This is a genomic window from Micromonospora trifolii, from assembly GCF_022229005.1.
Lineage (GTDB): Bacteria > Actinomycetota > Actinomycetes > Mycobacteriales > Micromonosporaceae > Micromonospora > Micromonospora trifolii.
Genome location: NZ_JAKKFD010000066.1, coordinates 63,812 through 90,109, shown reverse-complemented (window position 1 = coordinate 90,109; position 26,298 = coordinate 63,812). Strand labels below are relative to the sequence as shown.

Sequence of the window (26,298 nt, the reverse complement as noted above, 5' to 3'; positions counted from 1 at the left end):
AGGTAATCTGCCGTGTGCGCGGTGGACCCGGACCGCAGCATCACAGCCAGCCGATCACAGACGCACACCTGGAGGCCACTGTGGCGACGAAGACGGCGACCGGTGGTCTGAGCCGGATCACCATCGTGGCTCCACGTACCCGGATGGATCTGGCGCTGCCGTCGGACGTCCCGATGGCCGACCTGCTCCCCACCCTGCTGCGCTACGCCGGCGAGGACATGGCCGACGAGGGTGCGCGGCACGGTGGCTGGGCACTGTCCCGATTGGGCGGTGCGCCCCTCGACGGTGGTCGTTCCGCAGCGCAGCTCAGCGTCCGCGACGGCGAGGTGCTCTACTTCAACCCCCGGTCCGACGCCGCACCGGAGATCGTCTTCGACGACGTGGTGGACGCGGTCGCCACCGCTACCAACCAACGCCCCGGCGCCTGGCAGGTCGGCGCGACCCGCTCCTTCGCTGTGGTCTTCGCGGCGGCGGCGTTCGGCGCCGGCGCGCTGGCAGCCCTCTTCGCCGGTCCGCCGCACCTGCCCGGCGCGCTGGCCGCGCTTCTGGTCGCTGTGGCGCTGCTGGTGGGCGCCGCGGTGCTGTCCAGGGCCGCCGGTGACAGTGGCATCGGCGCGGTGCTGGCCCTTGTCGGCCTGGTGCACGCGGCCACCGGCGGCCTGCTGCTGCTGGCCGGCGACCGATCGCTGACCGACCTGGCCAGTCCGCATGTCCTGCTCGCGGCAACCGCCGCGGTGGTGGCCGGCGCGGTGGCCGTGCTGGCGGTCGGCGACCGGTACCCCCTCTTCTTCGCCGCGATCGGGGTCGCCGCCGCGACCGGCCTGGGCGCGGTGCTCTGCCTGGCCCTGGGCCTCGACGCGGCGGCCTCCGCAGCGGTGGTCGCGGCTGTCGCGTTCGGCGTGGTGCCGGCGCTGCCGATGATGGCCTACCGGCTGGCCCGGCTGCCGGTGCCGTCGATCCCGACCGGTCCGGAGGACCTGAAGACCGACAGCGAGTCGGTGGACGGCCGGCAGGTGCTCCAGCAGAGCGAGCGCGCCGACCAGTTCCTGACCGGTCTGCTGTGGACCGTCTCGCTGCTGGTGCTCGGCGCGCAATTCGTACTGGCCCTGGACGGGCGCCTGCCCGCGGTGCTGCTGTGCCTGGTGCTGGCCCTGTTGGCACTGCTGCGGGCCCGCCCCCTCCTGGGCCGGGCCCAGCGCACCCCGGTGCTGCTGGCCGGCACAGTGGGTCTGGGCCTGGCCGCCGCTACCACCTTCGCCGGCGGGTCACTGCCGGTCCGGCTCGGCCTGATCCTGGGCGGGCTGGTGCTCGCCGCGGTGATCAGCCTGATCTACGGTCTGACCATCGCCGGCAAGCGCATCTCGCCGGTCTGGGGTCGCCTGCTCGACATCGCCGAGATCCTGCTCATCATCTCGCTGGTGCCGCTCGCCTTCTGGGTCTGCGGCCTCTACGGCTGGATCGTCAACCTCCGACCCTGACCGTGCGCCGCCGCCGCACCGGTCAGCGCGACCGCGAACCGGTGGAGACGCCCAGCGCCGACGCGACCGGAGCGGTGGCGTAGACGCCCGGAGCATGCTGACCGTCCATCGGCCGGGTGGACGCGCCCACCCGGCCGGCGACCTCGCGAACCACCTTGACCAGGGCCTCGACGTGGTTGTCCATCGCCGCGACCCGCAGCAGCGGTGCCGCCACCCGACCGTCCGACGAGACGGTCACGGCCACCGTGTGCGACGGCGCCGAGGTCGCGGTGATCGCGTCCACGAGCGGACCGAGCGGCGCGTCGAAGCGGCCCCGCAGAGCCATGCAGCGGTGCGTCCAGCCGCCGCCGCGCAACCCACGCCAACTCTCCGCCGGCGCCTCGGGCACCAGGTCCAGACCGGCGGCCGAGACGATGGCGGCGCGTAGTTCCTCCCGGCCCAACGGACGATGGGCCAGCCCCGCCGAGGTCAGCGCCTTGCCGAGCCGGCCGATCCCGGCCGCCACCGTCCGGTGTACGCCGGTCAGCCCGCCGCCCCGGCTCACCGCCTCGACCCGCGCGTCCCGGACGGTGAGGCGCACCGCCACCCAGACGGTCCGGTGCGCCGCCGGCGGCGCACCGGGTGCCGGGTACCAGACCAACGTGTGCGCGACGACCTGGGCCCGGGAGACCGGGGCGCTGAAGTCCGTGAGCACCCTCAGCGCGCGGTCCACAGCGGCGGCGTCGACCGAGCCGACCGCCGCACCGGTCGCGGACTGCAACGCGACGGCGGCGAACCAGCCCTGGTCGTCACGCCCGATGCCGAGCCGGGTGCCTCGGTCGGTCAGCTCGATGACGCTCAGCTCAGGGGCGAGCGCAGCCAACCTCGGGTCGGTCGCCGTGCCGCTGGCCAGTGCCGCCGACGCCCGCTCACCGCGTCGCCGCAGCCGCCGACGCAGCAGCAGGTCCTCGAACCACCAGCGGCCACCTCGCCGGGCGAAGGCCGCCAGGGCGACCAGCAGCGCCGCCGCGCCCACCGCGGCGAGCACCCAGCTGGGTCCGGCCGTGGCGGCCCAGACACCGACCACGCACAACTCCAGCACGACGAGCTGCCCGACCAGCACGGGGCCGACCCGCCCACGGCCGGACCGCTCGGCCGGGGGCACCGGCCGGGTCGGAACGTCGACAGGGTCCGTGACCGCTCGAGCGGGTGCCGCCTGAACCTGCGTCATCGCTGACTGTCCCTCCTGCACGGTACGACTCTGCGCCGGGTCGGTCCGGTGCCGGCCACGAGCGGTGGTCCCAAGGAACCACCGTCGGCCCCTTATCGTAGGGAAGCCCGCGACGGCACCCCGACCCTGATCGTCGCGGATCCACCCCGCCGGAGGTAAGTCATGCGGACCCGCCGCGATCAGGTGCAGGCGTACCGCTTCGTCACCCGCCGCATCGTCTCCGCCTTGCTGTCGGGCGATCCGGAGACCACCAACCTGCCGATGCGCCGGCTCGGCATGGCCGTCTTCGGCAGTGTCCTCACCGCGGCCATCGTGCTCGGCGGGGTGGGTGCCTACGGCCAGTTGACAGGTGGCACGGCACCGCTGGACGACCAGACCCTGGTCATCGAGCGGGAGACCGGCGCGACGTACGTGTTCATCCAGGGCAAGCTGCACCCGACGCTCAACTACACCTCGGCGCGGCTCATCGTGAACGATGCGAGTGCCCAGGTGCGGACGATGTCCCAGGCCTCGCTGCGGGACCGGCCCCGCGGCGTCACCGTCGGCATCGTCGGTGCACCGGACGCCCTGCCGGACCGCAAGTCGCTGACCGGGCTGCCCTGGTCGGTCTGCGACGTGCCCGACCCGGTCGACCGGCAGCGGTCCAGCACCCGGCTGGTGATCGACAGGGCCCTGCCCGGCGGCACGCCGCTGGGCGACCGGGCGGTGCTGGTCTCCGTGAACGACCAGAGGTACCTGGTCACCAACAACACTCGACTCCAGCTACTCGACCCGTCCCGCACGATCACGGCACTGCGGATGGCCGGCACCGAGCGACTCCAGGTCGGGCAGCAACTGCTCAACGCCGTGCCGGCCGGGCCGCCGTTGCGCCGGCCGTCGCTGCCCGGTGAGGGCGAGCCCAGCAGCCGCAACGTGGCCGGGCAGATCCACAACGTCGGTTCGGTGTTCAAGGCCGCCGGGCGGCACTACGTGCTGACCCGGGACGCTCTCGTCTCGATCAGTGAGATCACCGCTCTTCTGCTCGTCAGCAACGGCGGTCGGATCACCGACATCACCCCGAATCAGGCCAGCGAGGCATTCGAGGAGCGGCGGATCGAGGAGGCGGGGGTGCCCCCGACGATGCCCGCCCTCTACCCGGCCCAGCCCGGTCAGACCACGCTGTGCGCGACGTACCGTCAGGGCAGCGCGGGCGGCCCGCCGACCACCACCCTGGAGGTCTTCGACCGGGTGCCGAGCGAGTTGACCGACAGCGACCCGGGCCTGGTGCCGGTGCGCCAGACCAGGCGCGATGCCGTACGCACCGCCGAGGCGGTGCTGCTGCCCGGCGGCAAGGGTGTCATCGCGCAGGCCTCGCCCGGTGCCGGGACCAGCGGGTCCGGTGCCGCCGGGTCGACGATCTACCTGATCAGCCCGCAGGGCATCCGGTATCCGCTCGGCTCGGCGGCGACCCTGGACGTGCTCGGCTACGGCGGGATCACCCCGCTGGCGGTGCCCGGTTCCCTGCTCGCACTGATCCCGACCGGGCCGACCCTGGACCGCGAGGACGCGTTCGCCGTCTTCGCTTCCGACGGGCCGGCACCGGCCGCATCACCGTCGGCCGCGCCGAGGTCGGGCTCACCATCCGCGGCGCCGCCCTCGGGCACGCCGTCCGCCGCGCCACCGTCGGGGTCGACACCGTCGAGTCCGGCCAGTGGCACCCCGTCGAGCGGCGGGACCGGCGGGGGCTCAACGGAATCGACAGGCGCCGACGGCTGAGCAGCTTCGACGGGTCGCCCGGAGTCGCACTGGTGGACTAACCTGGATGTCGCTGACGGTTGTCAACCAGAACGACGGGGATGTTGCCATGGCCGGGCGTACGGAAGTCGACCTGTTGTCCCTTGAGGACTTCCACGAGCACCTGGCGTCGCGGTTGAGCCAGGCCGAGTCGGTGCTGCGCAAGCTCAACACCGAGATGCAGTGCCGTCCTCCGGCCCTGGGCTCGTTCTTCGACGCCACCGACAAGGCGCGTCGCTACAGCGAGGTGCACCAGTCCTATGTCGACCAGGCCGAACGGATCCGGCAGGCGGTGTTGGCGGCACAGCAGGCCACCAGCACGATCCTGAGCAACTACCGCACCGCCGAGGCGCGTAACGCGGCCAACGCCGACGACGTCACCGCCGCGCTGACGCCTGTCGACCGCGTGTTGCAGCCGAAGGAGGACGGGCGTGTCTGAATACACCCAGCGCTACCAGGGCAACAGCCACCAGCAGCTGTACGACGGCCTGATGGCGGGCAAGCCGGAGCAGATCGACGGCGTGGCCACCCAGTGGGCCGAGCTCAAGGGCATCCTCGACGGCCTCGGCCGGGAGCTGAGCGGCGACCTCGACAAGCTCAGCAACACGTGGACGGGTTCGGCGGGTCGGGAGTTTCACCGGCGACTCAGCTTCATCGTCGCTCACACCGACGCGTTGGGTGAGGGGATGGCCGGCATCAAGCAGGGGTTGACCATGATGGCCGACCATCTGCGCGCCGCCCACAAGCAGGCCGAGAGCCCTGAGGAGACCGACGACAACGACAAGGCGATCGGCGGTGCGATCAAGGGTGGCGCCACCTTCGGTCTGACCGGTCTGATCGTCGGGGGCATCGCGGGTCACCAGCAGGACAAGGCCGAGCAGGAGAAGGCCCACCAGCGGATGGTGAACCTGGTGGCCGGCCTGGCCAACAGTTACGAGATCTCCGCCTACGACCGGGTGGTCGAACCGCCCCCGCCCGACCCGGATACTCCGACCACCGCCCGCAAGGATCCGACGACGCCACAGAGCGTCTCGGCCATCGCCAGGGTGTCCGGCGGTCCCAACACCGGCGCTGACACCGCGCGCACCGGCGACGCGACCATCTCGTCGCCGGACCGCGTCGCCCAACTGCCGGGCGACGGTTCGACTCCGGGCGAGGTCGGCTCGGGCACCGGTGGCAGCCCGGCTGTCGGCACCGCTCCGATCGGCGCTGGCAGCGGCCTCGTTGGCAGCGGCACCTCCCTCGCCGGAGCGGACCCACTGGTCGGCGGCGCTCTGCTCGGCGGGGGTGCCGCCGGGCTGGCCGGGCTGTCCGGGCCGGCCGGCGGGCCCGCTGCGTCGAGCACCGGTCCCGGCCTGCTCTACGGAGCACAGGGCGGGGCACCGGCCGGCGGGGTGTTGCGCAGCGGCGCGCTCGCGGGCTCGGGCAACGCGCCCCCCACCTCGGCTCGACCGACCGGCGGTGGTGCGCCCCCGGCGGAGAATCGCGCCGCCAACGGGGTCGGGCGCAGCATCGACGGCCAGCGCGGTGGGAGCGGCGGACGCCCTGCCATGACCGGTGGCAACGCCCGGCCGGGGTCCGGCGGCGGCCGTCCCGGTGTGCTCGGCGGGCGCGGTGCAGCCCAGGACGACGACACCGACGAGCGGCTGACCTGGTTGACCGAGGACGAGATGGTGTGGCAGGGCGACGAGAAGCCCGCACCCCCGGTGCTCGGCAGCGGCGACTGACCACCGCCCAACGCCTGCACGCGCGCACCACCGGCGGTGCCACCAAGACAGCGAGCGGTGCCCCCGATCGGACCCGATCCGGTCGGGGGCTCCGCCGTTTCCAGGCCGCGATCAACGGCGTCCACAGTGCGCATGGTGGTAGCGGTCACGCCCGCGCGGTCCATCGCCGTGCTGCGCTGGGCCAGGGCGGGCGATAGGTTGGTCGGGTGTCGTCCGCAGCGTCTGTCCGCCCAGCAAGGTGGGCTGTGCTGCGGTCACTGCGGGACCTGACCCGCCTGGCGGTCACCGCGCTGGTGCTCGCGGTCGGCCTCGGCGCCGCTCTCGCAGCGACCCCGCCGCCCGCCTCCACGCATCTGCAGCCCAGTGCCGTGAGCAGCCGGGTGGCAAGTGTCCGCCCCGACGCCGGTCCGGCCAACGAGCGGGCCGGCCAGCCCGCTGAGACCCCGCCGGCGGGCACGCTCGACACCGCCACGGCTACCGGTCCGGCCGCGTCGGGCCCGGTGCACATCCCGGCCATCGATCCCGGCCGTGGCACTCCTGCGCGACGCGGCCCGCCCGCCCGCTGAGCCCGGCCCGGCGCTCCCCGAGGCCCGCTCCCGGCTGATCCTCCCGCACGGCACCTGAGTTCGCCGTCGCCGGGACGACCCCGCCACCGGGCCGACCGGTGCTGCAACGCCTTCCCTGCCGCCCGTCGATACCCGCCTTCGACCGCGAGGTGCTGATCATGCAAACCATCCTCTCCGCCGTACTGCCAGACCTCTCCCGGGCCGCCGTCATCTGGCTGAGCCTGCTCGGGGTGGTCGCCGTCTCCGTCTCCGCTCTGCTGCTGCGGCCCGGCCGGCTCCGCTTCGACCCGGGCGCCCGGATCCGCCGCGCCGCCATGCCGAGCCAACTCGAGCAGGCGCAGGAGGAGCGGGAGCAGAGCCGCTACGCGCAGGAGGTCGCTGTGGCCGCGGAGCGGGCGACCACAACAGTGCGGCGCCGCCGGGCGGAGTGGGAGGCCGCGCAGGAGGCGGTCGAGGTGGCCTGGCAGGCGTACGAGGGGGCCGAGGCTGGCGTACGACGGCTCGACGCGGCGGCCGCGATGCCGCTGCCGCACACCGCACGGACCCCCGCCGAGTACGCGGACCGCGAGCGCTACCTGCACCGGGCGGCGCTGGACGCGTACTGGCGGCGGGAGCTGTCGGTGGAGCAGCTCAGCGACGTCTTCGGACACCGCGACGGCTGGGATCCGCGACTGCACCCGGTCGAGCAGGAGTTGGTGCTCCAGCGGGCGATCCGGGACAACCTGGCGGCCCGGCACGCCGCAGCCCGCGAGCGGGAGCAGGCCGCGTGGCGGGCGGCGGAGTTGGCGGTGGCCGCGGCTCGCAGTCTGCGCGAGGAGGCGTACGCCGCGACCGGACGACGGGTCGTCGAGTCGGCGTCGGTGCTGCCGCTGAGTGAGGTTGGCCGAGCGGTGGGCGCGCAGACCCGGGAGAACGTCGAGCAGACCCGGGAGAACAAGGTGGCCGCGCGCGGCCGTGCGACGGTGCCCGCGTTCTGAGCCGCGCGGGCTCGGGTGGGCTAGCGTGACGGCATGTCCCGACAGGCGTGGGTCCTCGTGGTGATCGCCAGCATCCTGGCGCTCGCCACACTCGTCGGTGCCGTGGTGCTGGCGGTGCGGGTGGTGCGTACCCGGCGGATGCTGACCGGGCTCGGCGCGGGCGGCAAGGTCGCCTTCTACGGGGCGCTGATCTACACGATCTTCCCGGTCGACGTGCTGCCGGACCCGATCTACCTGGACGACATGGGTGTCCTGGCCGCCGCCCTGATCTACCTGACCCGGCTGGTGCACCAACGTCGGGCGGCGGGTCGCCAGTTGCCCGGTCAGCCGGACGCCCCGCCGGATCGGGGCCAGGTGCGCCGCCGCGTGCCATGATCGAGGTCGGATCGGCGGACAGGGGACGGGCATGGCGGGCGATCATCGGTTGGACGTGCACGATGAGCGGGTTGTCGCCTTCTGCGCCGAACGACACCTGGCGACGCTGACCACACTGCGGGCGGACGGCACTCCGCACGTCGTACCGGTCGGTGTGACTCTCGACCCGGCGGCCGGACTGGCCCGGGTCATCACCTCCGGCGCCTCCCGCAAGGCCCGTCAGGTGGCGGCGGCCGGCGCGGCGGGCGCGGCGGTGGCGGTGTGTCACGTGGATGGCCGCCGCTGGTTGACCATCGAGGGTCGCGCGGTGCTGCGGTCGGATCCGGCCGCCGTGGCGGAGGCGGAGCGGCGGTACGCCGAGCGGTATCGGACACCGCGCCCGAATCCGGAGCGGGTGGTCCTTGAAATCACCGTGACCAGGCTGATGGGCAGCCTCTGAGCTGACCGTTCGTCCCCGATGACCGGTTCGGGTCGGAGCCGGGATGCTGCGCGACTCCGGCGCCCGCAGCCGGCGGAATTCTCCGTGGAGCAGAGCGGTTACGCCCTCGGTACGCCCAGGGCCGAGACCACCGATGGTCGGCCCCCGTGTTGCGCCGAGCGCCATTCCCGGTGCTGCCGCCCTCCGCTGGCCGGAGGCGCCAACCCCCGAACGGAGACTCGACCATGAACCCGATCGTCCAGAAGAGCGGTCTTTCCGTCGTCGGCCTGCTCGTCGCCGGCGGCTGCGCCCTCGGCCCGGCGGTGGCCGCGCAGGCCGCCCCGACGCCTGCCGCTCCGGCCTCGTCGAGCCAGAACGACAGGCACGCCGAGCGGATCCTCGGCATCGACTACCAAGCCCAGCCGAACTTCTACTACTGCGGCCCGGCCGCGACCCGGATCGCGTTGTCCGCCCAGGGCAAGGCGCTCTCCCAGGACGAGGTGGCCCGACTGCTCGGCACCACCGAGGCGGGTACCCCCTCGGCCCTGGACACCACGCGGGTGCTCAACGAGCTGACCGGCGGCAAGTACCGGACCACCGAGATCAGTGATTCGGTGGCCCGTCCCGACCAGGTCGAGCAGTTGCGCCGTGACGTGCTGACCGCTGTGGACGCCGGCCGTCCGGTGGTGGCCAACATCAAGGGCACGACAGTCGACACCGACGGCAACCCACACTCGTACGAGGGCGGGCACTACCTGACCCTCGTCGGCTATCGCGACGGTGGTGACACGATCCGGGTCGCCGACCCGGCCGACCCGGCGTTGGGCGAGTACTGGATGAGCCTGCCGAAGGTCGCCAACTGGATCGCCGAGCGCGGCTACTCCTCCTGATCCGAACGGTTCACCGGGCCGGCCTCTCCCGTGCGGGGAGGCCGGCCCGACCGTCGTTACGGGCCCGGGCGGCGAGGTGGGCGCGTCGCCGGGCTCGGGCGGCCCGCGTCGGTCGGGACCGGTGCAGTTGTCGCCGGACCGGCGGGTGGATCTCCCGCTCGCCGACACCGGCCGCCCGGCGCACGATCCGGTTCGCGTCGTCCGGTTCGGAGCCGGCGGCCCGGAGCAGGTCGCTGGCCGCGGTACGCAGTCCGGTGACGAGGGACTCGCCGAACGACTTGACCCCGGTCGCGGCGGCCCGCCCGGCCAACTCGGCGCACTGCTCGACCAACCGACGGGTGCGCCGGGGGTCGTCACCGACCTTGCACTCCACCCGCATCTCCGCCACCGCATGACCCAACCGGCCCATCGCGTCCGGCAGCTCCGGCGGGATCGGCTCGTCGTACTGCAACGCCGTGCTCGACCACCGGGCCATGGCACGGCTGTCCAGCAGCAACCGTTCCAGGTGACCCGCGCTGCGCGCGTAACGGTGGTACTGCTGCCGGCGGTGCCAGCGCACCGGGGCGATCGTCACCACCTCCTCGGCGCCGCTGAGCGCGTCGTGCAGACGGCCCAGGTCGTCCTCGGTGCTGCGGAGCCGCTCCAGGACGCCCATGGTTCCGGCGCCGTCGCGCTCGCGCAGCGCTCGCGCCAGCTCGGCGAGTTGCTCGCAGAGGATCGCGAAGATCGGTGTCGCGGCGCGGTCCAGCACCCGCATCGGGTTGATCGGCAACAGGAGCGCTACCACCACCAGGCCGACCGCCCCGCCGACGAGCGCGTCGAAGATCCGGGGCACCTCCAGGCCACGCTCCATCGGGGCCAGCGTGGCGATCAGCACGGCGGTACCGCCCGCCTGACCGACAAGCGGACCACCCTTGCCGGCCACCAGCAACGCGGCGGCGATGGCCAGCGCGACCACCACGCCGGTCTGCCACGGGCCCGAGCCGAGCAGGAACCGCAGCGTGTCCCCGATGATGATGCCCAGGGCCACGCCGCCCAACAGCTCGAAGGTCCGGCGGGCCCGCTGCCCGATGGCGGTGGCGATCGTACCGACGGCGGCGGCGGGCGCGAAGACGTGCGATCCGGGGCCGAGCAGGTTCTTGGCGAGCAGGGCGGCGATCGCCGCGGCCAGCCCGGCCTGGATGGAGATCACCAGGGTGACCTCCCACTGCCGGGCCCGGATCCGGCTGGCCTGCCCACCACGGTGCCGCACCCGCCGGACCGTCCGCTCGGCGGTCTCATCGAACCGCGACTGATCGCGGTCGGCGGGTGGGCGATCGTCGGCCATGGCGGCGGTTACCCCGGCGGCGGCAGGGCAATCGTTGCGGCTGGGCACCACCGCCACCATCGGCACCACCGACACCGTCGAGCACATCGTCAACCGTGGGTTTGTGCAGCCCCGTCGGGGTACCAGAGCCACACACCTCCCACCGATCCGCAACCGGTAAGGGGCCGTGACATGACCAATCCACCGACCACCGACGAACACGATGCCGTCGACATCCTGGTCTCCGATCATCGTGAGATCGAGGCAGTCCTCGTCGAGTTGGCGACCCGGCAGGGCACCCCCGAGCACCGTAGAGGCCTCGCCGACGTGGTGATCGCCGAACTCGTCCGCCACTCGGTGGCCGAGGAGGCGTACGTCTATCCGATCGCCCGCGAGGTGCTGCCCGACGGCCACGAGATCGCCGACCGGGAGATCGCGGAGCACTCCGACGCCGAGCGGACGATGAAGGAGTTGGAGTCCGCCGATCCGGCCGACCCCCGCTTCGACGAGCTGCTCGCCCAACTGACCAGCGCCATCCGACACCATGTGGCGGAAGAGGAGAAGGAACTGTTTCCCCGGCTGCGCGCGGCGACGGCCCGGGAGGAGCTGGTCGAGATCGCCGCCCGGATCACGGCGATCAAGAAGATCGGGCCGACCCGGCCACATCCGGGGAGCCCGGAGCACCCGCCGGCCAACAAGCTGCTCGCCCCCGGCATCGGTCTGGTCGACCGGTTGCGCGACGCGTTGAGCGGCCGGCCCACCTCGATGGACGAGCTACGCGACAAGGGCTGACCCACACACCATCCGGACCGGGCACTCCCGGGTTCACCGACAGTTTCGGTGGCCCGGGAGGAGCGCGGCGCGTCAGCGGACCTGGTCGCCCTCACCGGTACGCGCCTGGGCCTGGTCCACGCCCTTGTCGATCTGGTCGCCGTACTTGCCGCCGGTGCGCTTGTCGGCCATGTCGCCGGCCTTCTCCGCACCCTGGTCGACCTGCTTGTCGTGCTTGTCCGCGAAGTCCTTGGCCTTGTCCATGAAGTCACCCACGGTGTTCCTCCTCAGTCCGGTCCGTCCCCTTCGCGTTCCCTCGGCCGGACCAGGCAAACGCCGCCGCTCCGGATGTGATTCGCGAACACCCACCCACGTCGCGGCGGCCGACGTACGATCCGCGCGGGCGACGGCCGGCGATTCGGGTGTCGGGGCACGACCGACCGGGTACCGACCTCGTCGACATCGAGGAGGACCGACATGGCCGCAGAGGAACCCGGACCGACAGACGGCCCCGGGCCGCGCCAGACCTGGGCGGCGCTGCCGTGGCTGGTCCGGACCGCGGTGTTGTGGAGCGCCTGCCTGGTGGTGATCGCCGCGGGGCTCTACCTGCTCGGCCGGATCGCCGTGCTGTTGGCACCGCTGGCCATCGCGCTGGCCGCCACCATCTTCCTCACGGCGCTGCTCGACCCGGTCCTGCTGCTGCTGCGCCGGTTGCGCCTGCCGGCGGCGCTGGCCGCGCTCTGCACCGTGCTGCTGCTGCTCGGCATCCTGGTCGGCGTCGGCGCCCTGGTGTGGAACCTGACCGCCAGCCAGTTCGACCAGCTCAGCCAGGAGTTGACGCAGGGGGTCGAACGCAGCCGGGACTTCGTGACGTCCACCCTTCCGGTCAGCGAGGCACAGCTGGACCGGCTGGTCGACCAGGCCCGGGAAGGGCTCAGTGGCAGCTCTCCGGACCCGGTCGCCGGCGCCCGGACCGCCACCGAGGTGTTCGGCTCCGCGCTGCTGGCTCTGGTGCTGCTCTTCTTCCTGCTCAAGGACGGCCGGTCGATGTGGCACTGGGTACTGTCCCGGGTCTCCGGCCCGACCCAGCCGGTGATGGCCGAGGCCGGCAGGAACGGTTGGCAGACGTTGGGCGCGTACAGCCGGGGCACCATGTTCATCGCCGCGATCGACGCGCTGGGCATCGGGCTGGCTCTCGTGGTGCTGCGGGTGCCACTCGCCCTGCCGCTGGCGTTGATCACGTTCCTCGGCGGGTTCGTGCCGATCATCGGGGCGACTGTGGCCGGCGCGGTGGCGGTGCTGGTGGCGCTGGCCGCGAACGGTCCCACCACGGCGCTGCTCACCCTCGCGGCGGTGATCGCCGTGCAGCAGATCGAGGGCAACCTGCTGGAGCCGCTGGTCATGAAACGTCAGGTCCGACTGCATCCGGCGGTGATTCTGGTGGCGGTCACCGCGGGCACGCTGATCGCGGGCATCGCTGGCGCCTTCGTCAGCGTCCCGATCACCGCCGTCCTCTGGCGCGTCATCGACACCGTCCAACAGCGCCGTTCGGCCTCGGCTCTCCTGCCCGCGGACTGATCACCGACCGAGGTACGTGGTGAACCAGGTGCCGGCCTGATCGGCGACCTGCTCAAGCGTGCCGGGCTCCTCGAAGAGATGGGTGGCACCGGGGATCACCCGCAGCTCGCCGACCTCCCCCAACTCGGCCAGCGCCCGCTCGTTGAGCGTGATCACCTCTTCGTCCAGCCCGCCGACCAGGAGCAACGTCGGGGTCCGCACCTGGGCCAGCGCGTTCCCGGCCAGGTCCGGCCGACCGCCCCGGCTGACCACGGCGGCCACCCGATCGGCGCGGGACGACGCCGCGACCAGGGCAGCGGCAGCGCCCGTGCTGGCCCCGAACAGGCCGATCGGCACGTCGCCGGCGGGACGCTCGACGGCCAGCCAGTCGACGATCCCGGCCAGTCGGCTGGCCAGCAACCCGATGTCGAAGCGCAGTTCGGCGGTTCGCGTGTCCACCTCGTCCTCGGCCGGGGTGAGCAGGTCCGCCAGCACAGTGCCGAGCCCACTGTCGTTCAGCGTCCGGGCCACCGCCACGTTGCGCGGGCTGTGCCGGGAACTGCCGCTGCCGTGCGCGAACAGCACCACGCCGACCGGCCGGGCGGGCAGCGTCAGATCGGCGGGGAGTCGGGCGTCCCCGATCGGAATGGTCACGCTGCGCTGCTCGTCCATGCCCCACCTCCGCGTGCTCGCCGGTGGTCCGGGTACCCCGCTCGCCGCCGGGCACGCACGCCGCGACGGCGTCACCCCCGGGCCGTGGGCCCCGCCGGGCCGCGTTTGCCCGCTGGGGCGTCGGGTACGCGACGAACGACCGCAGACCGTGTCGGCGCAGCCGCGCCCCGACGGATCGCGAGGATCGTCATGGCCAAGCAGCAGATCTCCCGGCAGCAGCAGCTGACCGAGCGGACCCAGCGCGAACAGGACGCCGAGCGCAACCAGGACGTCGGGGACCAGGATTTCGGGGACCAGGCCGCTTCGGCCCGGCTGCCCGACGACCCGAAGGCGGCGGCGCCCCGGGACGCGATCGGGCGACCATCAACCGGCGAGCCGGTCTGACCTACGGTGCGGGCGGGCGGGGCGGGAAGGCTCCCGCCCCGCCCGTCACTGTTCGCGTTCGGGCAACCGCAGCAGCGGAGACCGGCCCGGTGGCTGCTCGGGCGGCGGGCCGGACGGCTCGGCCGGCGGCACCGGCACCGTCACCGGCTCGTCGCAGGTCACCCGCAGAACCTGGTCGTGGTGGCGCAGTTCCACCACGTCGTCCGGGCCGCCGTGGCGCAGCGAGTACGTCGTCTGGTGCGGCCGGACATCCACCCGCAGCGCCAACCCCCGCCACTGGAGCGAGAACTCCAACCGGCTGAGTCGGCTGGAGAGCCGGGGGGCGAAGGACAGCGCGCCGTCGTGGTCCCGCAGACCGCCGAGCCCGCTGACCAGGGCGAGCCACGCGCCGGCCAACGACGCCATGTGTACGCCGTCGCGGGTGTTCTCGTTGAGGTCGTGCAGGTCCATCAGAGCGGCTTCACGCAGGTAGGTGTGCGCCAGCTCGGGGTGGCCCACCTCGGCGGCGAGCACGGACTGGGTGCAGGCCGACAGCGACGAGTCGCGGACGGTGCGGCGCTCGTAGTAGAGGAAGTTGCGCACCTTCTCCTCGGGGGTGAAGGCGTCCCCCCGCCAGTGCATGGCGAGGACCAGGTCGGCCTGCTTCACCACCTGCTTGCGGTACAGCTCGAAGTACGGGTAGTGCAGCAGCAACGGGTACTTCTCCGCCGGGGTGTGCGTGAAGTCCCACTCCTGGAGTCGGGTGAAGCCCTCCACCTGCTGATGGACCTCGAGCTCCTCGTCGTACGGGACGTGCATGGAGGTGGCGGCGTCCCGCCAGCTCGCGGCCTCCTCGTCGGTGACCCCGAGGTGGAACGCCTCGTCGCGGTAGCGCATGACCACGTCGGCGGCGGCGAGCAGGTTCCGCTGCGCCATCAGGTTGGTGTAGACGTTGTCGTTCTTCACTGCGGTGTACTCGTCCGGGCCGGTGACACCGTCGATGTGGAACTGCCCGTGCCGGTCGTGGTGGCCGATCGAGCGCCACAGCCGGGCGGTCTCCACCAGCAGTTCCAGCCCGATGTCCCGTTCGAACTGGGTGTCCCCGGTGACCATCACGTAGCGGCGCACGGCGTCGGCGATGTCGGCGGCGATGTGGAAGGCAGCCGTCCCGGCCGGCCAGTATCCGGAGGATTCCGGGCCTCCGATCGTCCGCCAGGGGAAGGCAGCGCCCCGGAGGTTGAGCGTCTCGGCGCGTTCCCGCGCCGAATCCAGCGTGCTGTGTCGCCACTGCAACGCGCTGCGCACCGCGCTCGGCTGGGTGTACGTGAGCACCGGCAGGACGAACATCTCGGTGTCCCAGAAGGCGTGACCGTCGTAGCCGGGGCCGGTCAGCCCCTTCGCGGAGATCGGCCGCTGCTCGGCCCGCGCTCCGGCCTGCAACACGTGGAAGAGCCCGAACCGGACCGCCTGCTGCACCTCTGGGTCGCCCTCGACCAGCACGTCGGAGGCATCCCAGAACGCGTCGAGGTAGTTGCGCTGCTCCCGGTGCAGCCCGTCCCACCCGTCGAGCCGGGCACCGGCCAGTGCCGCGCCGACCTGGTCGCGCAGCGCCGGCAGGGACCGGCGACTCGACCAGCTGTACGTCAGATACTTGATCACGCGCAGTTTCTCGCCGGGCTGGAGCACGCAGGCGATGGTGGTACGCACCCAGTCCTGGTATCCCTCGGACTCGATGGTGGTGTGGTCCGGGCCGTGCACCTCGTGCTCCATGGCGGCGGCGACCCGCAGACCGGAGACCTTGGTGCGGTGGATCAACTGCCCGCCGTCGGGGGTGGTCAGTTCCTCCTCGGCCTGGAGCGGTGACTCCAGTACGGCCGCGACCCGAGGGTCCTTGCTCTGCGCGGGCAGCGACTCGTTCGCGACCAGCTCGGACTGCACGATCAGCCGCAGCGGGCCGCCGACGGCCTCCACCTCGTAGCTGATGGCGGCCACGGACCGCTGGGTGAACGAGACGAGACGGGTGCTGCGGACCTTGACCTCCCGGCCGGCGGGCGAGCGCCAGTGCAGCTCCCGGTGCAGCGTGCCGGCGCGCAGGTCGAGGACCCGCTCGTGGGCGATCAGCTCGCCGTAGCGCACGTCGAGGGGTTCGTCGTCGACCAGCAGCCGGATCAGTTTGCCGTTCGTGACGTTGACGATGGTCTGCCCGGACTCGGGGAAGCCGTAGCCCGCCTCTGCGTACGGCAACGGACGCAGTTCGTAGAAGGAGTTGAGGTAGGTGCCGGGCAGGCCGTGCGGTTCGCCCTCGTCGAGGTTGCCCCGCAGGCCGACGTGCCCGTTGGAGAGCGCGAAGACCGACTCCGACTGGGCCAGCACGTCCATGTCCAGCCGGGTCTCCCGGACGTGCCACGGCTCTACCGGATAGGCGCGTTCCCGAATCATCCGGAGCCTCGTTCGGCGGCGAGCGGGTCGGTCGCGGTGCGGTTCGGCGCCGGTGGGTCCGCGCTGTCGAGCAGGTCGGCGAGGTCCGTCACCACGATGTCGGCGCCGTGGGCCAGCAACTCGTCGGCCTGCCCGACCCGGTCGACGCCGACCACGTAGCCGAAGCCACCGGCGCGGCCGGCGGCCACCCCGGAGAGCGCGTCCTCGAAGACGGCGGCCCGCGTCGGGTCGACGCCGAGCAGCCTGGCCCCGGCGAGGAAGGTGTCGGGGTGTGGTTTGCCGCGCAGCCCCTGCGCACGAGCGACCAGCCCGTCCACCCGGGCCTCCAGCAGCGGCTCGAACCCGGCGGCGGCGACCACCTCAGCCCCGTTCGCGCTGGCGGTGACCACGGCTCGGCGGAGCCCGGCGGCGGTCGCCGCCTTCAGATACCGCACCGAGCCCGGGTAGACCTCGATGCCGGCGGTACGCAGGCGTTGCAGCAGCAGGACGTTCTTGCGGTTGCCCAGGCCGTTGACGGTCTCGGCCTCCGGCGGGTCGTCCGGGCCGCCCTCGGGCAGCACGATCCCCCGGGAGGCGAGGAATGACCGGACGCCGTCGGCCCGGGGGCGGCCGTCGACATAGCGGTTGTAGTCCGGGCCCGGATCGAACGGTTGGAACGGCACGCCGGAGGCCGTGGCACGCTGGCGGAGAAACTCGTCGAACGTCTGCGTCCAGGCGGCGTTGTGTACGCGGGCGGTCTGCGTCAGCACACCGTCCAGATCGAAGAGACAGGCGGTCACGTGAGCAGGTAGGCCCAGCACGGTACGAATCTATCCACCCTGCTGGGCTCGCAAACCCTTTTCGGCAGCCCTGAGGCGTTTCAGTTCGGCCGCAGCGTCCAGATCACCGTCATCTCCGAGGTCGGCTTGCCATCCTCGGTGGCGATCTGGACCGCGACGGGGAATTCCGGGCGCCGACCGGCGGCGAGTTCCTCGGTCACCTCGGCCGCCGGCCGGCCGAGCCGCGCGGTCGCCAGAACCGGACCCATGGCGAGTTTCCGGTAGGCGATCTCGGCCCGGACGGCCAACGGCACGGCCCGGTCGAGCAGCTGCCCGAAGGCAGCCAGCACGACCGCGCCGGAGGCCGTCTCGCCGAGGGTGAACATGGCGCCGGCGTGCGGCCCGCCGATGTGGTTGTGGGTGGCCGACGAGTCGGGCAGCCGGACGACCGCCCGTACGCCGCCCTCCGCCTCGGGTGCCACCTCGACGAACTCGATGCCGAGCGTACGAGCGAACGGCACCGCTTCCAGCATGCCGGCCGCCACCTGGCGGGAGTCGATAGTCATGGCCTGACGTTACTAACCGGTAACCAGGCCGGCAACCAGCGACTCCTGCCGTCGGCGCACGGTCAGAGGTTGGCGATGGTGCGCAGGATCTCCGCGTAGAAGTTGCCGTCGATGCTGCGGAAGAAGGCGAAGTCCTGGCCGGGGTCGCCGAAGAACGGCCGCAGCGTCCAGGCCAGCTGGGTGCCGACGAAGCCGAAGAGCAGGATCCAGATGTAGAGCAGGGTCATGCTTGCCGGCCGTTGCGTCGGCTCGCCGCGTCGGGCCGAACGGCCGTCCCACGGGCGTTGCGCCACGTAGCCGGGCGGCAGCATGCCGGGCGGGAACGAGGCACCGGCGGGTTGCCCGGGCCACTGCGCCGGCACCTGGGTCGGAGCAGGCGCGGTGGTCACGGCACCGTTCGGAGTCGACTCGGCCACCGCGGCCCCGGCCGGCACGGCGACCGGCTCGGCGCTCTGACCGGCGACCGGCGCGGCGGCCGGCGTCGCCCCGACGGGCACCGCGGCCGGCACGGCCTGGACCGGCGCCGGGGCGCTGGCCTTCTCGTCGACAGTGGCCTTGGCGGCCTCCGGCGCGAGCAGGCCGTGGTCGTTGAGCACCTGCATGCCGCTGGTCAGGAAGCGCAACCCGACCAGCGCCGACAGGGTCAGGATCGCCACGTTGAGCAGCTTGAAGAACCCGTAGTCGTTGGCGGTGATCAGGAAGAAGAGGCTGATCGGCGCGAACGCCACAGCGAGCATCGAGGTGACAGTGATCGCCACCATCACCAGCGCCAACGACTGCCGCACCGAGAGCCGAGCACCGAAGACCAGGTTGAACAGGTAGAGCGTGGGCAGGCAGATGGCCAGCGTGACCAGGAACAGCAGTGGCAGCTTCACCGCCGAGGTCAGCGCCATCAGCGGGCTGTGGAAGAAGCCCAGCACCGCCCCGTAGCAGGCCAACGCGATGGCGGAGCTGGCCAGCATCCGCCCGGTCAGGGCGTTGAGGTCACGCTCGGCAACGATCTGCTGCCAGATGCTCCCGCGATCCCGCAGGATGCGCTCGATGACGAGCGGGCTGGGACGGTCACCCGACACGGGTGCACCCCTCTCGGTGGTGTTTCACAGTGGACTGGTGGGGAGACGGTAGGGCACCGGATAGTGGGCCCGCCACCCCGCCCGGGGACGTCGTCAGCGCCAACCCACGTCGATCCGGTCGCCGCGCTCGTCGAAGAAGTGCAGGGCGTCCATCCGTACCGAGACGGCGAGCGGGTGGCCGGCGCTGACCGCCGGGTACGGCGCCAGCCGCACCGCCAGCTCCGCCGGGCGCCGGTGGTGCCGGCCCGGGTCGGGGAGCACGCTGGTCTGGACGCCACTGGCCGGGGCCTCCTGCGGGTCCACCGGCTTGCCGGTGAGCCGCTGCATCACCGAGCCGAACCGGCGCAGGCCGCGCTGGCCGACCGGCGGCGTCTCCTGCGGCGCGCCCATCTCGTCGACCACGATCGCTGTCGCGCCGATGTCGAGGAACGCCAATGACTCGTGTCCGTGATGCTCCAGGTAACGGATCCGCCCGCGCAGCACGTCGCCGGGGCTGTCCGGTGCGACAGGGGTGAGCGCCTCGGCCCGCATGCCGACCACGATCCGCTCACCGTGGTAGTGCGCCACCGCCCGACTGCGGATGTCGTTCCAGGGCAGGTAGAGCGACTGGTCGCCGAGGTTGAGCGTGACGTACCGGTCGAGATGGACGTAGACCGACGCCTCCAGCAGGTTCATCCGTGGGCTGCCCAGGAACGCCGCCACGTAGAGCGTCGCCGGTCGGCCGTACACCTGGGTCGGTGTGCCCACGTCCTGGAGCACGCCGCGGCGCATGATGGCCACCCGGTCGGCCATGGTGAGCGCCTCGGCCTGGTCGTGCGTGACGTAGACGGTGGTGACGCCCAGCTCGCGGGTCAGGCCGGAGATCTCCGCGCGCAACTCGGCCCGCAGGCCGCTGTCCAGGTTGGACAGCGGCTCGTCCATCAGGAACAGGCCCGGCCGGCGGACGATCGCGCGGCCCATGGCCACCCGCTGCCGTTGCCCGCCGGAGAGCTGACCCGGCTTGCGGGCGAGCACGTCACCGATGCCCAGCGCGCTCGCCACGTCGCTGACCCGCTCGCCCCGCGGCTCGGGCTCGACCCCGGCGAGCCGCAGCGGAAAGGCGATGTTGTCGCCGACGGTCATGTGCGGGTAGAGGGCGAAGTCCTGGAAGACCATGGCGATCTTGCGGTCCCGTGGGGGGAGGTCGTTCGCCAACTCCCCGTCGAGCATGACCGCTCCGGTGGTCGGTTCCTCCAACCCGGCGATCATTCGCAGCACTGTCGACTTGCCGCACCCGGACGGCCCAAGCAGCACCATGAACTCGCCGTCGTTCACATCGAGATTGACGCTGTCGACGGCCAGCGTGCCATCCCGGAAAACCTTGGTCACATCCTTGAGCGTGACGGTGCTCACCGTCTTCCCCCTCAGCGCGTCGGCCGAACCCCACAAGACTGTGACCAGGATCATGGGTTTGTGACATCGGGTAAACGTCTCATGTTCGATCGATGACACTGCCATTACACGACAGAAGCGGCGATCAGCAGCGCGTGGACCGCTCGCCCGGCTCACCGAGGAACACCTGCCGCACCACCCGCTCCGCCGCCCGCCCGTCGTCCAACGTGCAGAACCGGGCCCGGAAATGCTCGCGGGCCTTCACCGCCGCGTCCGAGCGCACCCCGTCGGTACGGAACAGGTCGAGCAGGTCGGCGAAAGTGGAGGCTACCGCGCCCGGCGGTTCGGCGGTGACGTCGAAGTAGACCCCCCGGGCCAGTCGGTACGCCTCCCAGTCCGGGGTGTAGAGCACGATCGGCCGGTCCAGAACTGCATAGTCGAACATGGCCGACGAGTAGTCGGTGACCAGCACGTCCGCCACCAGATAGAGATCCTCCACCCGCTGATGGCCGCTGACGTCACGGACCCGCTCCCAGTCCTTCGGCTGGCCAGGACGTCGATCACGGTCGTGGAAGTAGTGGCTGCGCATCAACAACCGGCCCGAGTCACCCAGCGCCTGGACGAACCGGTCCGGGTCGAACGGCGGCCGGTGGCCGGGCAGGTGCTCGCGGTGCGTCGGGGCGTACAGGACGACCTGCTCGTCGGGGTCGAGGCCGAACTCCGCGCGGAGTCGGCGCACCTCGTCCGGGCCGGCGGTGACCAGGCGGTCGTTGCGCGGGTACCCCACCTCCAGCGTGGTGTACGTGGCCGGGTACGCCCGGTCCCACATCTGGGTGGAGAAGCTGTTGGCGCTGACGCTGTAGTCCCAGCGGTCCACCCGGCGCAGCAGCCCGGCGAAGTCCATCCGGCCCGCGCCGATCGGGTAGCGCTGCTGATCCAGCCCCATCACCTTGACCGGCGTGCCGTGGTGGGTCTGCACGTGCACCTGTTCCGGTCGCTTGCGGACGAAGTCCGGAAAGTTGACGTTGTTGACCAACCATCGGGCGCGGGCGAGCACCCGGTAGTACGCCGGCGTGCCGGCCACCACGTACTCCACCCCGGCCGGCACGGTGTCCACCCGGTCCCGTCGCACCACCCACACCCCGCGCACCCCCGGCGCCAACCGGCGGGCGACCTCGTAGATGGCGGCCGGGTTGCAGGAGTAACCCCGGTACCAGTACGCCGCGTAAACAGCGAGCGTCGGGTCGACCGGCCGCCGCATCTCGGCCCGGTAGTACTCGCGCAACAGCCCGTCGCGGGTCAGCCGGGCACCGCGCCGGGCGGCCGGGCCGACAGTGCGCCGGGCGGTGCGGGTGTGCCGACGGGCGGCGTCGCGGGCCCGGCTGGCGGCCCGCAACGCGCTGAAGGTGCGCCACCGACCCGAGGCGACAAGCTTGTGCTTGATCCCCTCGACCCCGTCCGGCACCGGATAGCCGCCGGGCGGCAGCCAGCGCTCGTAGTCGGCGGTGATCTGCGCGAAGAACGCCTCCCGCAGCTCCGGCGCGATCCGCTGACCGTTGCCGAGCACTGTCAGGTAGTGCCAGATCATCCGTTCGAAGACCGCCGGCCGCAGGGCCTCCGTCGCCGACCCCCACGAATCCATCAGGTGGAAGACCCGGTGCCACTGCGGAAAGACCTCGAAGTGCCGGTCACCCCGGGTCCGAGTGATCGCGCCGGCACGGCGTTGGCGGTAGTTGACGCAGACCCGATCCAGTACGCCGATCCGGTGCGCGGCCATCAGCACCGGGTAGCTGAACGAGACGTCCTCGTACCAGCCGGGCGCGAAGCGCAGCCCCAAATCGGCGAGGAACTCCCGACGGACCAGCCGGTTCCACGCGGTGTGCAGCAGGTGCATCGCCTGCGGCCGGTCCCGCAGCCGGAAGGTGCCCGGGCCCGGCGACTCCGGAAACACCTCGGCCATCGCGCTGCGGGTGGCGGTGTCGTTCCAGTGGGTGCGGACATGGTCGACCAGCAGGACGTCCGGACGGGTGACCCGCAGGCGCTCGGCGACCTCGGTCAGGCACTCCGGAGCCAGCCAGTCGTCGCCGTCGAGGAACCACACGTACTCGCCGAGGGCCCGGTCCAGCCCGATGTTGCGGGCCGGACCGAGGCCGACGTTCTCCGGCAGCCGGACCGACTGGACCCGCCGGTCGCGGGCCGCGTACTCGTCGATGATGTCGCCGCTGGCGTCCGGCGAGCAGTCGTCGACGGCGATCACCTCGATGTCGGTCTCCGGCTGACCGAGGATGGAGTCCAGGCACTCCCGCAGGTATCCCTGCACCCGGAAGGCCGGCACCACGAAGCTGATCAGGGTCATCCGGCCGCCCTCCGTCAGCGCGGCGCGGCACCTCCAGCGCCCGCCGGCGCCACCGACGCCCGCGCGCTACGGGCCGGTCGCACGAACCAGGCCAGGACGACGCTCACCACGAAAACCACGAGAAGGTACGCACCGAGTGTAGCCAGTCCGATACCCACAATACCGGCGATCGCTGCGAGGGCCAGCAGCACCGAGCGCCCCTCCCAGCCCAGCGTCGCCGCGTGCAGCGGCGGTGCCGTCTGCCGCTTCTCCAGCCGGGCGGTCAGGTCGTAGTGGTGCACGGTGAGCACGAAGACGTACCCGAAGATCAGCCAGCCGGGCACCGCACCGACCACCCCGACCGCGATGGCGAACAGGTACTCGGCGGCCCGCAGCGCGGCGGGCACCAGCCAGTCCAGCGGACCGTTGTGCGCCGCCCCGGCGCCCAGGCCACCGACCAGCAGCACCAGCAGCGCCACCGGCACCGCCCAGCGCAGCCCCTCGGGCTCGCCAGCCAGCAGCGCCCCGACCAGCAGCGCCGCCGGGCCGAGCGCGGCGATCACCGCCAGGGTCAGCGGCCCCATCGGACGGACCACCGGCAACCAGCGGGCCAACGGCCCGTCGTCGCGGTGCAGTGTGGCATCGACGGTGTCCAGCACCGGCACCCACATCCAGCGGGCCCGCAGCGTCCGCAGCGCCCCGGTGTACGCGAACGCCAGCACCCCCCAGACCAGCACGGCGATCAGGCTGACCAGCGGGTTGAACAGCGCCACCGTCAGCGCGATCAACGCCCAGCGCTCACCGATCGGGAAGACCACTGTCCGCTTCAGCCAGTACGACACCGAGCCGGTGTCCGCCTGCACCCGGGTCGACGCCGCGTTGAGCCGGTCGCCGATCCCGCCGCTGGCGTTCGTCGCCGTACGCGGGCGGCGGGCCGCCTCGTCGTGCAGCACCCCGTACCAGGTGTCGGTCATGTGCCGGACGGTCTGCAACGTCATAGCGGCGATCGCCAGCGCCCACCCGTTGCCCAGCCCGGCGTGACTCACCCCGAAACCCAGCCCGGCGTAGACCAGGTACTCCTTGGCCCGGTCCGCCATCGTGTCCAGCCAGCCACCCCAGGCGCTGAAGTGCCGGGTGTAGCGGGCCAGCTGGCCATCCACGCAGTCCAGCACGAAGCCCAGGTAGAGCAGCACCGCGCCACCGACCAACGCGGGCCGCCCGCCGACCCCGAACAGCACCGCAGCGCCCAGCGCGAAGAGCACCGAGATCACCGTCACCCCGGTCGGGGTGAGCCGGAGCCGGGCCGAGAGCCGGACCACGTACGGCGACCAGGTGCTGACGAAGTAGGTGGAGAAGAAGTCGTCCTTCTCCTTCACCGACAGCCGCAGCTCGGCCCGGTCCTCGTCGACTGCCGTCACCGCCGCCTCGGCAGCGGTCAGCCCGGTCTGGTCCTCGACCCGGTGGGCGACGAGCAGGCGTACCCGCTGGGCGAAGATCAGGGTGCCGAGCGCCGCGAGACCCGCGAAGAGCCGGTCCACGGCGGATCCAGGGCCGCCGGCAGCGACCGACCTCCCGGGCCCGGCCCCGCGGGTCGCCGGCAGCGGCGCCACGTCGCCGGCCGGGCCGATCGGGGCGGCGACGGGGAGCATCCCCGACGCGGCGGCCCGGGCGGCGGCCGCGAGGGTCGGCAGATCGTCCACGCCGACCCGCAGCGCACCGCCGAACACGCCGGTGGCGGTGCCGTCGAGGGAGTCCAACGCGCCGGCGTCGACCACCTGCCCGCGCTCCTCCCGCACTGCCGTCCGACCGGGGATCGGCGGGTCGCCGAGCACCAGCGCCACAGTGGGTCCCACCGGGCTGGTGGCCAGGTGCCGCAGGACGGCGGTGTGCGCGACCAGGTCCGTGCCGGTGATCAGCACCGGGGCGGTCGCGGTGGCGACCAGGTCGGTCAGCTCGTCGAGGGTGGCGGCGAAGCGCACCTCGTCCGCCCCGGCCAGGCGCAACTGGGCGGCCAGCCGGTCCGCCAACGGCTCACCGGTCGCGGTGGTCAGGCCCGCCGCGGGCGTCCCGGCGGCGAGCACGATCGCGAGCGTCACCGCGGGACCGCGGCGTGGTACGCGTCGAGCGCCTCGGCGATGGTGCCGTCGAGCGTCAACCGGCCCGCGTCGAGGTACAACCCCCGACGGCAGAACCGGGTCAGGTCCTTTTCGTTGTGTGACACCAGCACGAGCGTGCGCCCCTCCCCGAGCAGACGATCAATCGTCGCGTAACACTTCTTGCGGAACTCCGCGTCCCCGACCGCGGTCACCTCGTCCATCAGCAGGATCGGGTGCGGCAGGTGCGAGATGATCGCGAAGCCCAGCCGCACCTTCATCCCCGACGAGTAGTGCCGCACCGACGTGTCGATGGCCCGTTCCACCTGCTCACCGGCGAACTCGACGATCTCGTCGAAGTGCCGCTTCAGGTAGCCCGTCGACAGTCCGTGCAGCCCACCGACCAGGTGCAGGTTCTCCCGCCCGGTCAGGTCGTTGGAGAAACCGGCGGACAACTCCAGCAACGGCGCCACGGCGCCGTGCACCCGGATGCCGCCCTCATCCGGTATGAGCACCCCGGCGATCAGCCGCAGCAGTGTGCTCTTGCCGGTGCCGTTGCGCCCGATCACTCCGACGGTCTCACCGGGCTGCACGGTGAACGACACGTCCCGCAGCGGCCAGAACTGGCCGGGCAACGCGCCACGGCCGCCCCGGTGGATGAACAACTCCCGCAGCCGAAGCTGGCGGCGACGGTTGCGGACGAACCGGATGCCCAGGCCGTCCGCCTCGATGATCGGCGCGGCCACGTCAGAGCTCCTTGAGCACGGCGGGCTCCAACCGGCGGAACGACCACCAACCGGCAGCCAGCACCAGCACACTGCCGACGATCGTGGTGGCGAGCAGCCGGGCGTCCGGGAACTCGTCCGGGTACCAGATCGCGTGGTGCAGCTGGAAGATCCCGACCAGCGGGTTCAGCTCGTACACCACCTTCAACCAACCGGGCAGCCCCGACTCCCGGACCAGGCTGAGCGGATAGATGATCGGCGTGGCATAGAAGAGCACCCGGATGATCAACCGCATCAACCGTTCCACGTCGCGCATCAGCACGTTCCACGCGGAGAGCAGCAGGGCGAGCCCGGTCAACAGGACGGCCTGAACGGCCACCGCCAGCGGCAGGGAGAGCAGCGACCAGCCGGGGTGGATCCGACCGTGCACCGCGTAGATCACCGCGATGGCAATCAGGATCGGCAGGCCGGCCGCGTACTCGGCGAACCGGCCGGTGACCCGGCCGATCGGAAAGACCTGACGCGGCACGTTCATCGTGGTGATCAGCCGGGACTGGCCGGTCAGCGCGTTCGTCGCCTCGCTCAGCGCCGAACTGGTCCACATCCAGGCGAAGATTCCGGTGATCAGGAACAACGGGTACGACTCGGCGGCCTCACCGAGGTGCCGACCGGTGTCCCGGGAGTAGAGCACCCCGAAGACGAACCAGTAGATGGCGCCCATGCCGAGCGGCTCGATCAACGACCAGAAGTAGCCCAGCACCGACTGCTGGTACTTGACCGCCAGATCCCGCCTGACCAGGATGCGCAGCGAGTTGCGGTGCGACCACAACGCCGCGACGCCAGAGGTCACCGCAG

Annotated in this window: 25 protein-coding genes; 12 read left to right on the top strand and 13 right to left on the bottom strand. The window is 72.1% G+C overall.

Features of this window, described 5'->3' with window-relative positions; genetic code table 11:
- The first annotated feature begins 80 nt into the window (after window positions 1-80).
- Window positions 81-1,478 (top strand): type VII secretion integral membrane protein EccD, encoded by a 1,398-nt coding sequence (gene eccD, locus NIE79_RS31155; protein ID WP_238681970.1) that lies wholly within the window; start codon window positions 81-83, stop codon window positions 1,476-1,478.
- A 22-nt stretch (window positions 1,479-1,500) separates the two neighbouring features.
- Here eccD and NIE79_RS31150 read toward each other — a convergent pair whose 3' ends face one another.
- The gene (locus NIE79_RS31150; protein WP_238681969.1) at window positions 1,501-2,688 is read right to left on the bottom strand and encodes a type VII secretion protein EccE; all 1,188 of its coding nucleotides are present in this window, start codon (window positions 2,686-2,688) and stop codon (window positions 1,501-1,503) included.
- 162 nt (window positions 2,689-2,850) lie between these two features.
- Here NIE79_RS31150 and eccB point away from each other — a divergent pair, with 162 nt between their 5' ends.
- The 8 genes from eccB to NIE79_RS31110 all read left to right on the top strand — a co-directional run bounded on the left by eccB (window position 2,851) and on the right by NIE79_RS31110 (window position 9,414).
- The gene (gene eccB / locus NIE79_RS31145) at window positions 2,851-4,443 is read left to right on the top strand and encodes a type VII secretion protein EccB (RefSeq protein ID WP_238681968.1); all 1,593 of its coding nucleotides are present in this window, start codon (window positions 2,851-2,853) and stop codon (window positions 4,441-4,443) included.
- 46 nt (window positions 4,444-4,489) lie between these two features.
- Complete coding sequence (locus NIE79_RS31140; protein WP_238681967.1) at window positions 4,490-4,900, top strand: hypothetical protein; 411 nt, start codon at window positions 4,490-4,492, stop codon at window positions 4,898-4,900.
- Window positions 4,893-6,188: a WXG100 family type VII secretion target gene (locus tag NIE79_RS31135; protein WP_238681966.1), complete on the top strand. Its 1,296-nt coding sequence runs from the start codon at window positions 4,893-4,895 to the stop codon at window positions 6,186-6,188. The genes NIE79_RS31140 and NIE79_RS31135 overlap by 8 nt, the downstream gene beginning before the upstream one ends.
- A gap of 245 nt (window positions 6,189-6,433) precedes the next feature.
- Window positions 6,434-6,754, top strand: a complete 321-nt coding sequence (locus NIE79_RS31130) for a hypothetical protein (protein ID WP_238681965.1) — start codon at window positions 6,434-6,436, stop codon at window positions 6,752-6,754.
- A 158-nt stretch (window positions 6,755-6,912) separates the two neighbouring features.
- The gene (locus NIE79_RS31125; RefSeq protein WP_238681964.1) at window positions 6,913-7,731 is read left to right on the top strand and encodes a hypothetical protein; all 819 of its coding nucleotides are present in this window, start codon (window positions 6,913-6,915) and stop codon (window positions 7,729-7,731) included.
- A 33-nt stretch (window positions 7,732-7,764) separates the two neighbouring features.
- Window positions 7,765-8,106 carry a YkvA family protein gene (locus tag NIE79_RS31120; RefSeq protein ID WP_091395179.1) on the top strand — a complete coding sequence of 114 codons (342 nt, stop codon included), beginning with the start codon at window positions 7,765-7,767 and terminating at the stop codon, window positions 8,104-8,106.
- 31 nt (window positions 8,107-8,137) lie between these two features.
- The gene (locus tag NIE79_RS31115) at window positions 8,138-8,545 is read left to right on the top strand and encodes a pyridoxamine 5'-phosphate oxidase family protein (protein WP_238681963.1); all 408 of its coding nucleotides are present in this window, start codon (window positions 8,138-8,140) and stop codon (window positions 8,543-8,545) included.
- 224 nt (window positions 8,546-8,769) lie between these two features.
- Complete coding sequence (locus NIE79_RS31110; protein WP_238681962.1) at window positions 8,770-9,414, top strand: C39 family peptidase; 645 nt, start codon at window positions 8,770-8,772, stop codon at window positions 9,412-9,414.
- Window positions 9,415-9,424: 10 nt separating this feature from the next.
- Here NIE79_RS31110 and NIE79_RS31105 read toward each other — a convergent pair whose 3' ends face one another.
- Window positions 9,425-10,828, bottom strand: a complete 1,404-nt coding sequence (locus tag NIE79_RS31105) for an FUSC family protein (RefSeq protein ID WP_238681961.1) — start codon at window positions 10,826-10,828, stop codon at window positions 9,425-9,427.
- 84 nt (window positions 10,829-10,912) lie between these two features.
- On the opposite strand from NIE79_RS31105, the gene NIE79_RS31100 reads away from it, so the two are divergent.
- Complete coding sequence (locus NIE79_RS31100) at window positions 10,913-11,512, top strand: hemerythrin domain-containing protein (RefSeq protein WP_238681960.1); 600 nt, start codon at window positions 10,913-10,915, stop codon at window positions 11,510-11,512.
- A 72-nt stretch (window positions 11,513-11,584) separates the two neighbouring features.
- Here NIE79_RS31100 and NIE79_RS31095 read toward each other — a convergent pair whose 3' ends face one another.
- Window positions 11,585-11,755, bottom strand: a complete 171-nt coding sequence (locus tag NIE79_RS31095; protein WP_231393380.1) for an antitoxin — start codon at window positions 11,753-11,755, stop codon at window positions 11,585-11,587.
- Window positions 11,756-11,968: 213 nt separating this feature from the next.
- Between NIE79_RS31095 and NIE79_RS31090 the strand changes: the two genes are divergently transcribed.
- A complete protein-coding gene (locus NIE79_RS31090; protein WP_238681959.1) occupies window positions 11,969-13,069 on the top strand; it encodes an AI-2E family transporter in 1,101 nt (366 codons plus the stop codon).
- On the opposite strand, the gene NIE79_RS31085 is transcribed toward NIE79_RS31090, so the two are convergent.
- Entirely contained in the window at window positions 13,070-13,720 is a 651-nt protein-coding gene (locus tag NIE79_RS31085; RefSeq protein WP_238681958.1) for a dienelactone hydrolase family protein, read from the bottom strand.
- A 189-nt stretch (window positions 13,721-13,909) separates the two neighbouring features.
- On the opposite strand from NIE79_RS31085, the gene NIE79_RS31080 reads away from it, so the two are divergent.
- A complete protein-coding gene (locus NIE79_RS31080; RefSeq protein WP_091395197.1) occupies window positions 13,910-14,104 on the top strand; it encodes a hypothetical protein in 195 nt (64 codons plus the stop codon).
- 45 nt (window positions 14,105-14,149) lie between these two features.
- On the opposite strand, the gene NIE79_RS31075 is transcribed toward NIE79_RS31080, so the two are convergent.
- The 9 genes from NIE79_RS31075 to NIE79_RS31035 form a co-directional block, all read right to left on the bottom strand.
- Window positions 14,150-16,522 (bottom strand): glycoside hydrolase family 65 protein, encoded by a 2,373-nt coding sequence (locus NIE79_RS31075; protein ID WP_238681957.1) that lies wholly within the window; start codon window positions 16,520-16,522, stop codon window positions 14,150-14,152.
- The gene (locus tag NIE79_RS31070; protein WP_238681956.1) at window positions 16,519-17,322 is read right to left on the bottom strand and encodes an HAD family hydrolase; all 804 of its coding nucleotides are present in this window, start codon (window positions 17,320-17,322) and stop codon (window positions 16,519-16,521) included. The genes NIE79_RS31075 and NIE79_RS31070 overlap by 4 nt, the downstream gene beginning before the upstream one ends.
- Window positions 17,323-17,381: 59 nt before the next feature.
- On the bottom strand, window positions 17,382-17,846 hold the full coding sequence (locus NIE79_RS31065) for a DUF4442 domain-containing protein (protein ID WP_238681955.1): 465 nt from the start codon (window positions 17,844-17,846) through the stop codon (window positions 17,382-17,384).
- 62 nt (window positions 17,847-17,908) lie between these two features.
- Window positions 17,909-18,919, bottom strand: a complete 1,011-nt coding sequence (locus NIE79_RS31060; protein WP_238681954.1) for a hypothetical protein — start codon at window positions 18,917-18,919, stop codon at window positions 17,909-17,911.
- Window positions 18,920-19,012: 93 nt separating this feature from the next.
- Window positions 19,013-20,311: an ABC transporter ATP-binding protein gene (locus NIE79_RS31055; protein WP_238681953.1), complete on the bottom strand. Its 1,299-nt coding sequence runs from the start codon at window positions 20,309-20,311 to the stop codon at window positions 19,013-19,015.
- Window positions 20,312-20,435: 124 nt separating this feature from the next.
- Window positions 20,436-22,646 (bottom strand): bifunctional glycosyltransferase/CDP-glycerol:glycerophosphate glycerophosphotransferase, encoded by a 2,211-nt coding sequence (locus NIE79_RS31050; protein WP_238681952.1) that lies wholly within the window; start codon window positions 22,644-22,646, stop codon window positions 20,436-20,438.
- Window positions 22,647-22,660: 14 nt separating this feature from the next.
- The gene (locus tag NIE79_RS31045) at window positions 22,661-24,721 is read right to left on the bottom strand and encodes a DUF5941 domain-containing protein (protein ID WP_372471915.1); all 2,061 of its coding nucleotides are present in this window, start codon (window positions 24,719-24,721) and stop codon (window positions 22,661-22,663) included.
- A complete protein-coding gene (locus NIE79_RS31040) occupies window positions 24,718-25,464 on the bottom strand; it encodes an ABC transporter ATP-binding protein (RefSeq protein ID WP_238681951.1) in 747 nt (248 codons plus the stop codon). Before NIE79_RS31040 ends, NIE79_RS31045 begins: the two co-directional genes overlap by 4 nt.
- 1 nt (window position 25,465) lies before the next feature.
- Complete coding sequence (locus NIE79_RS31035; protein ID WP_238681950.1) at window positions 25,466-26,293, bottom strand: ABC transporter permease; 828 nt, start codon at window positions 26,291-26,293, stop codon at window positions 25,466-25,468.
- Between the last annotated feature and the right edge of the window lie 5 nt (window positions 26,294-26,298).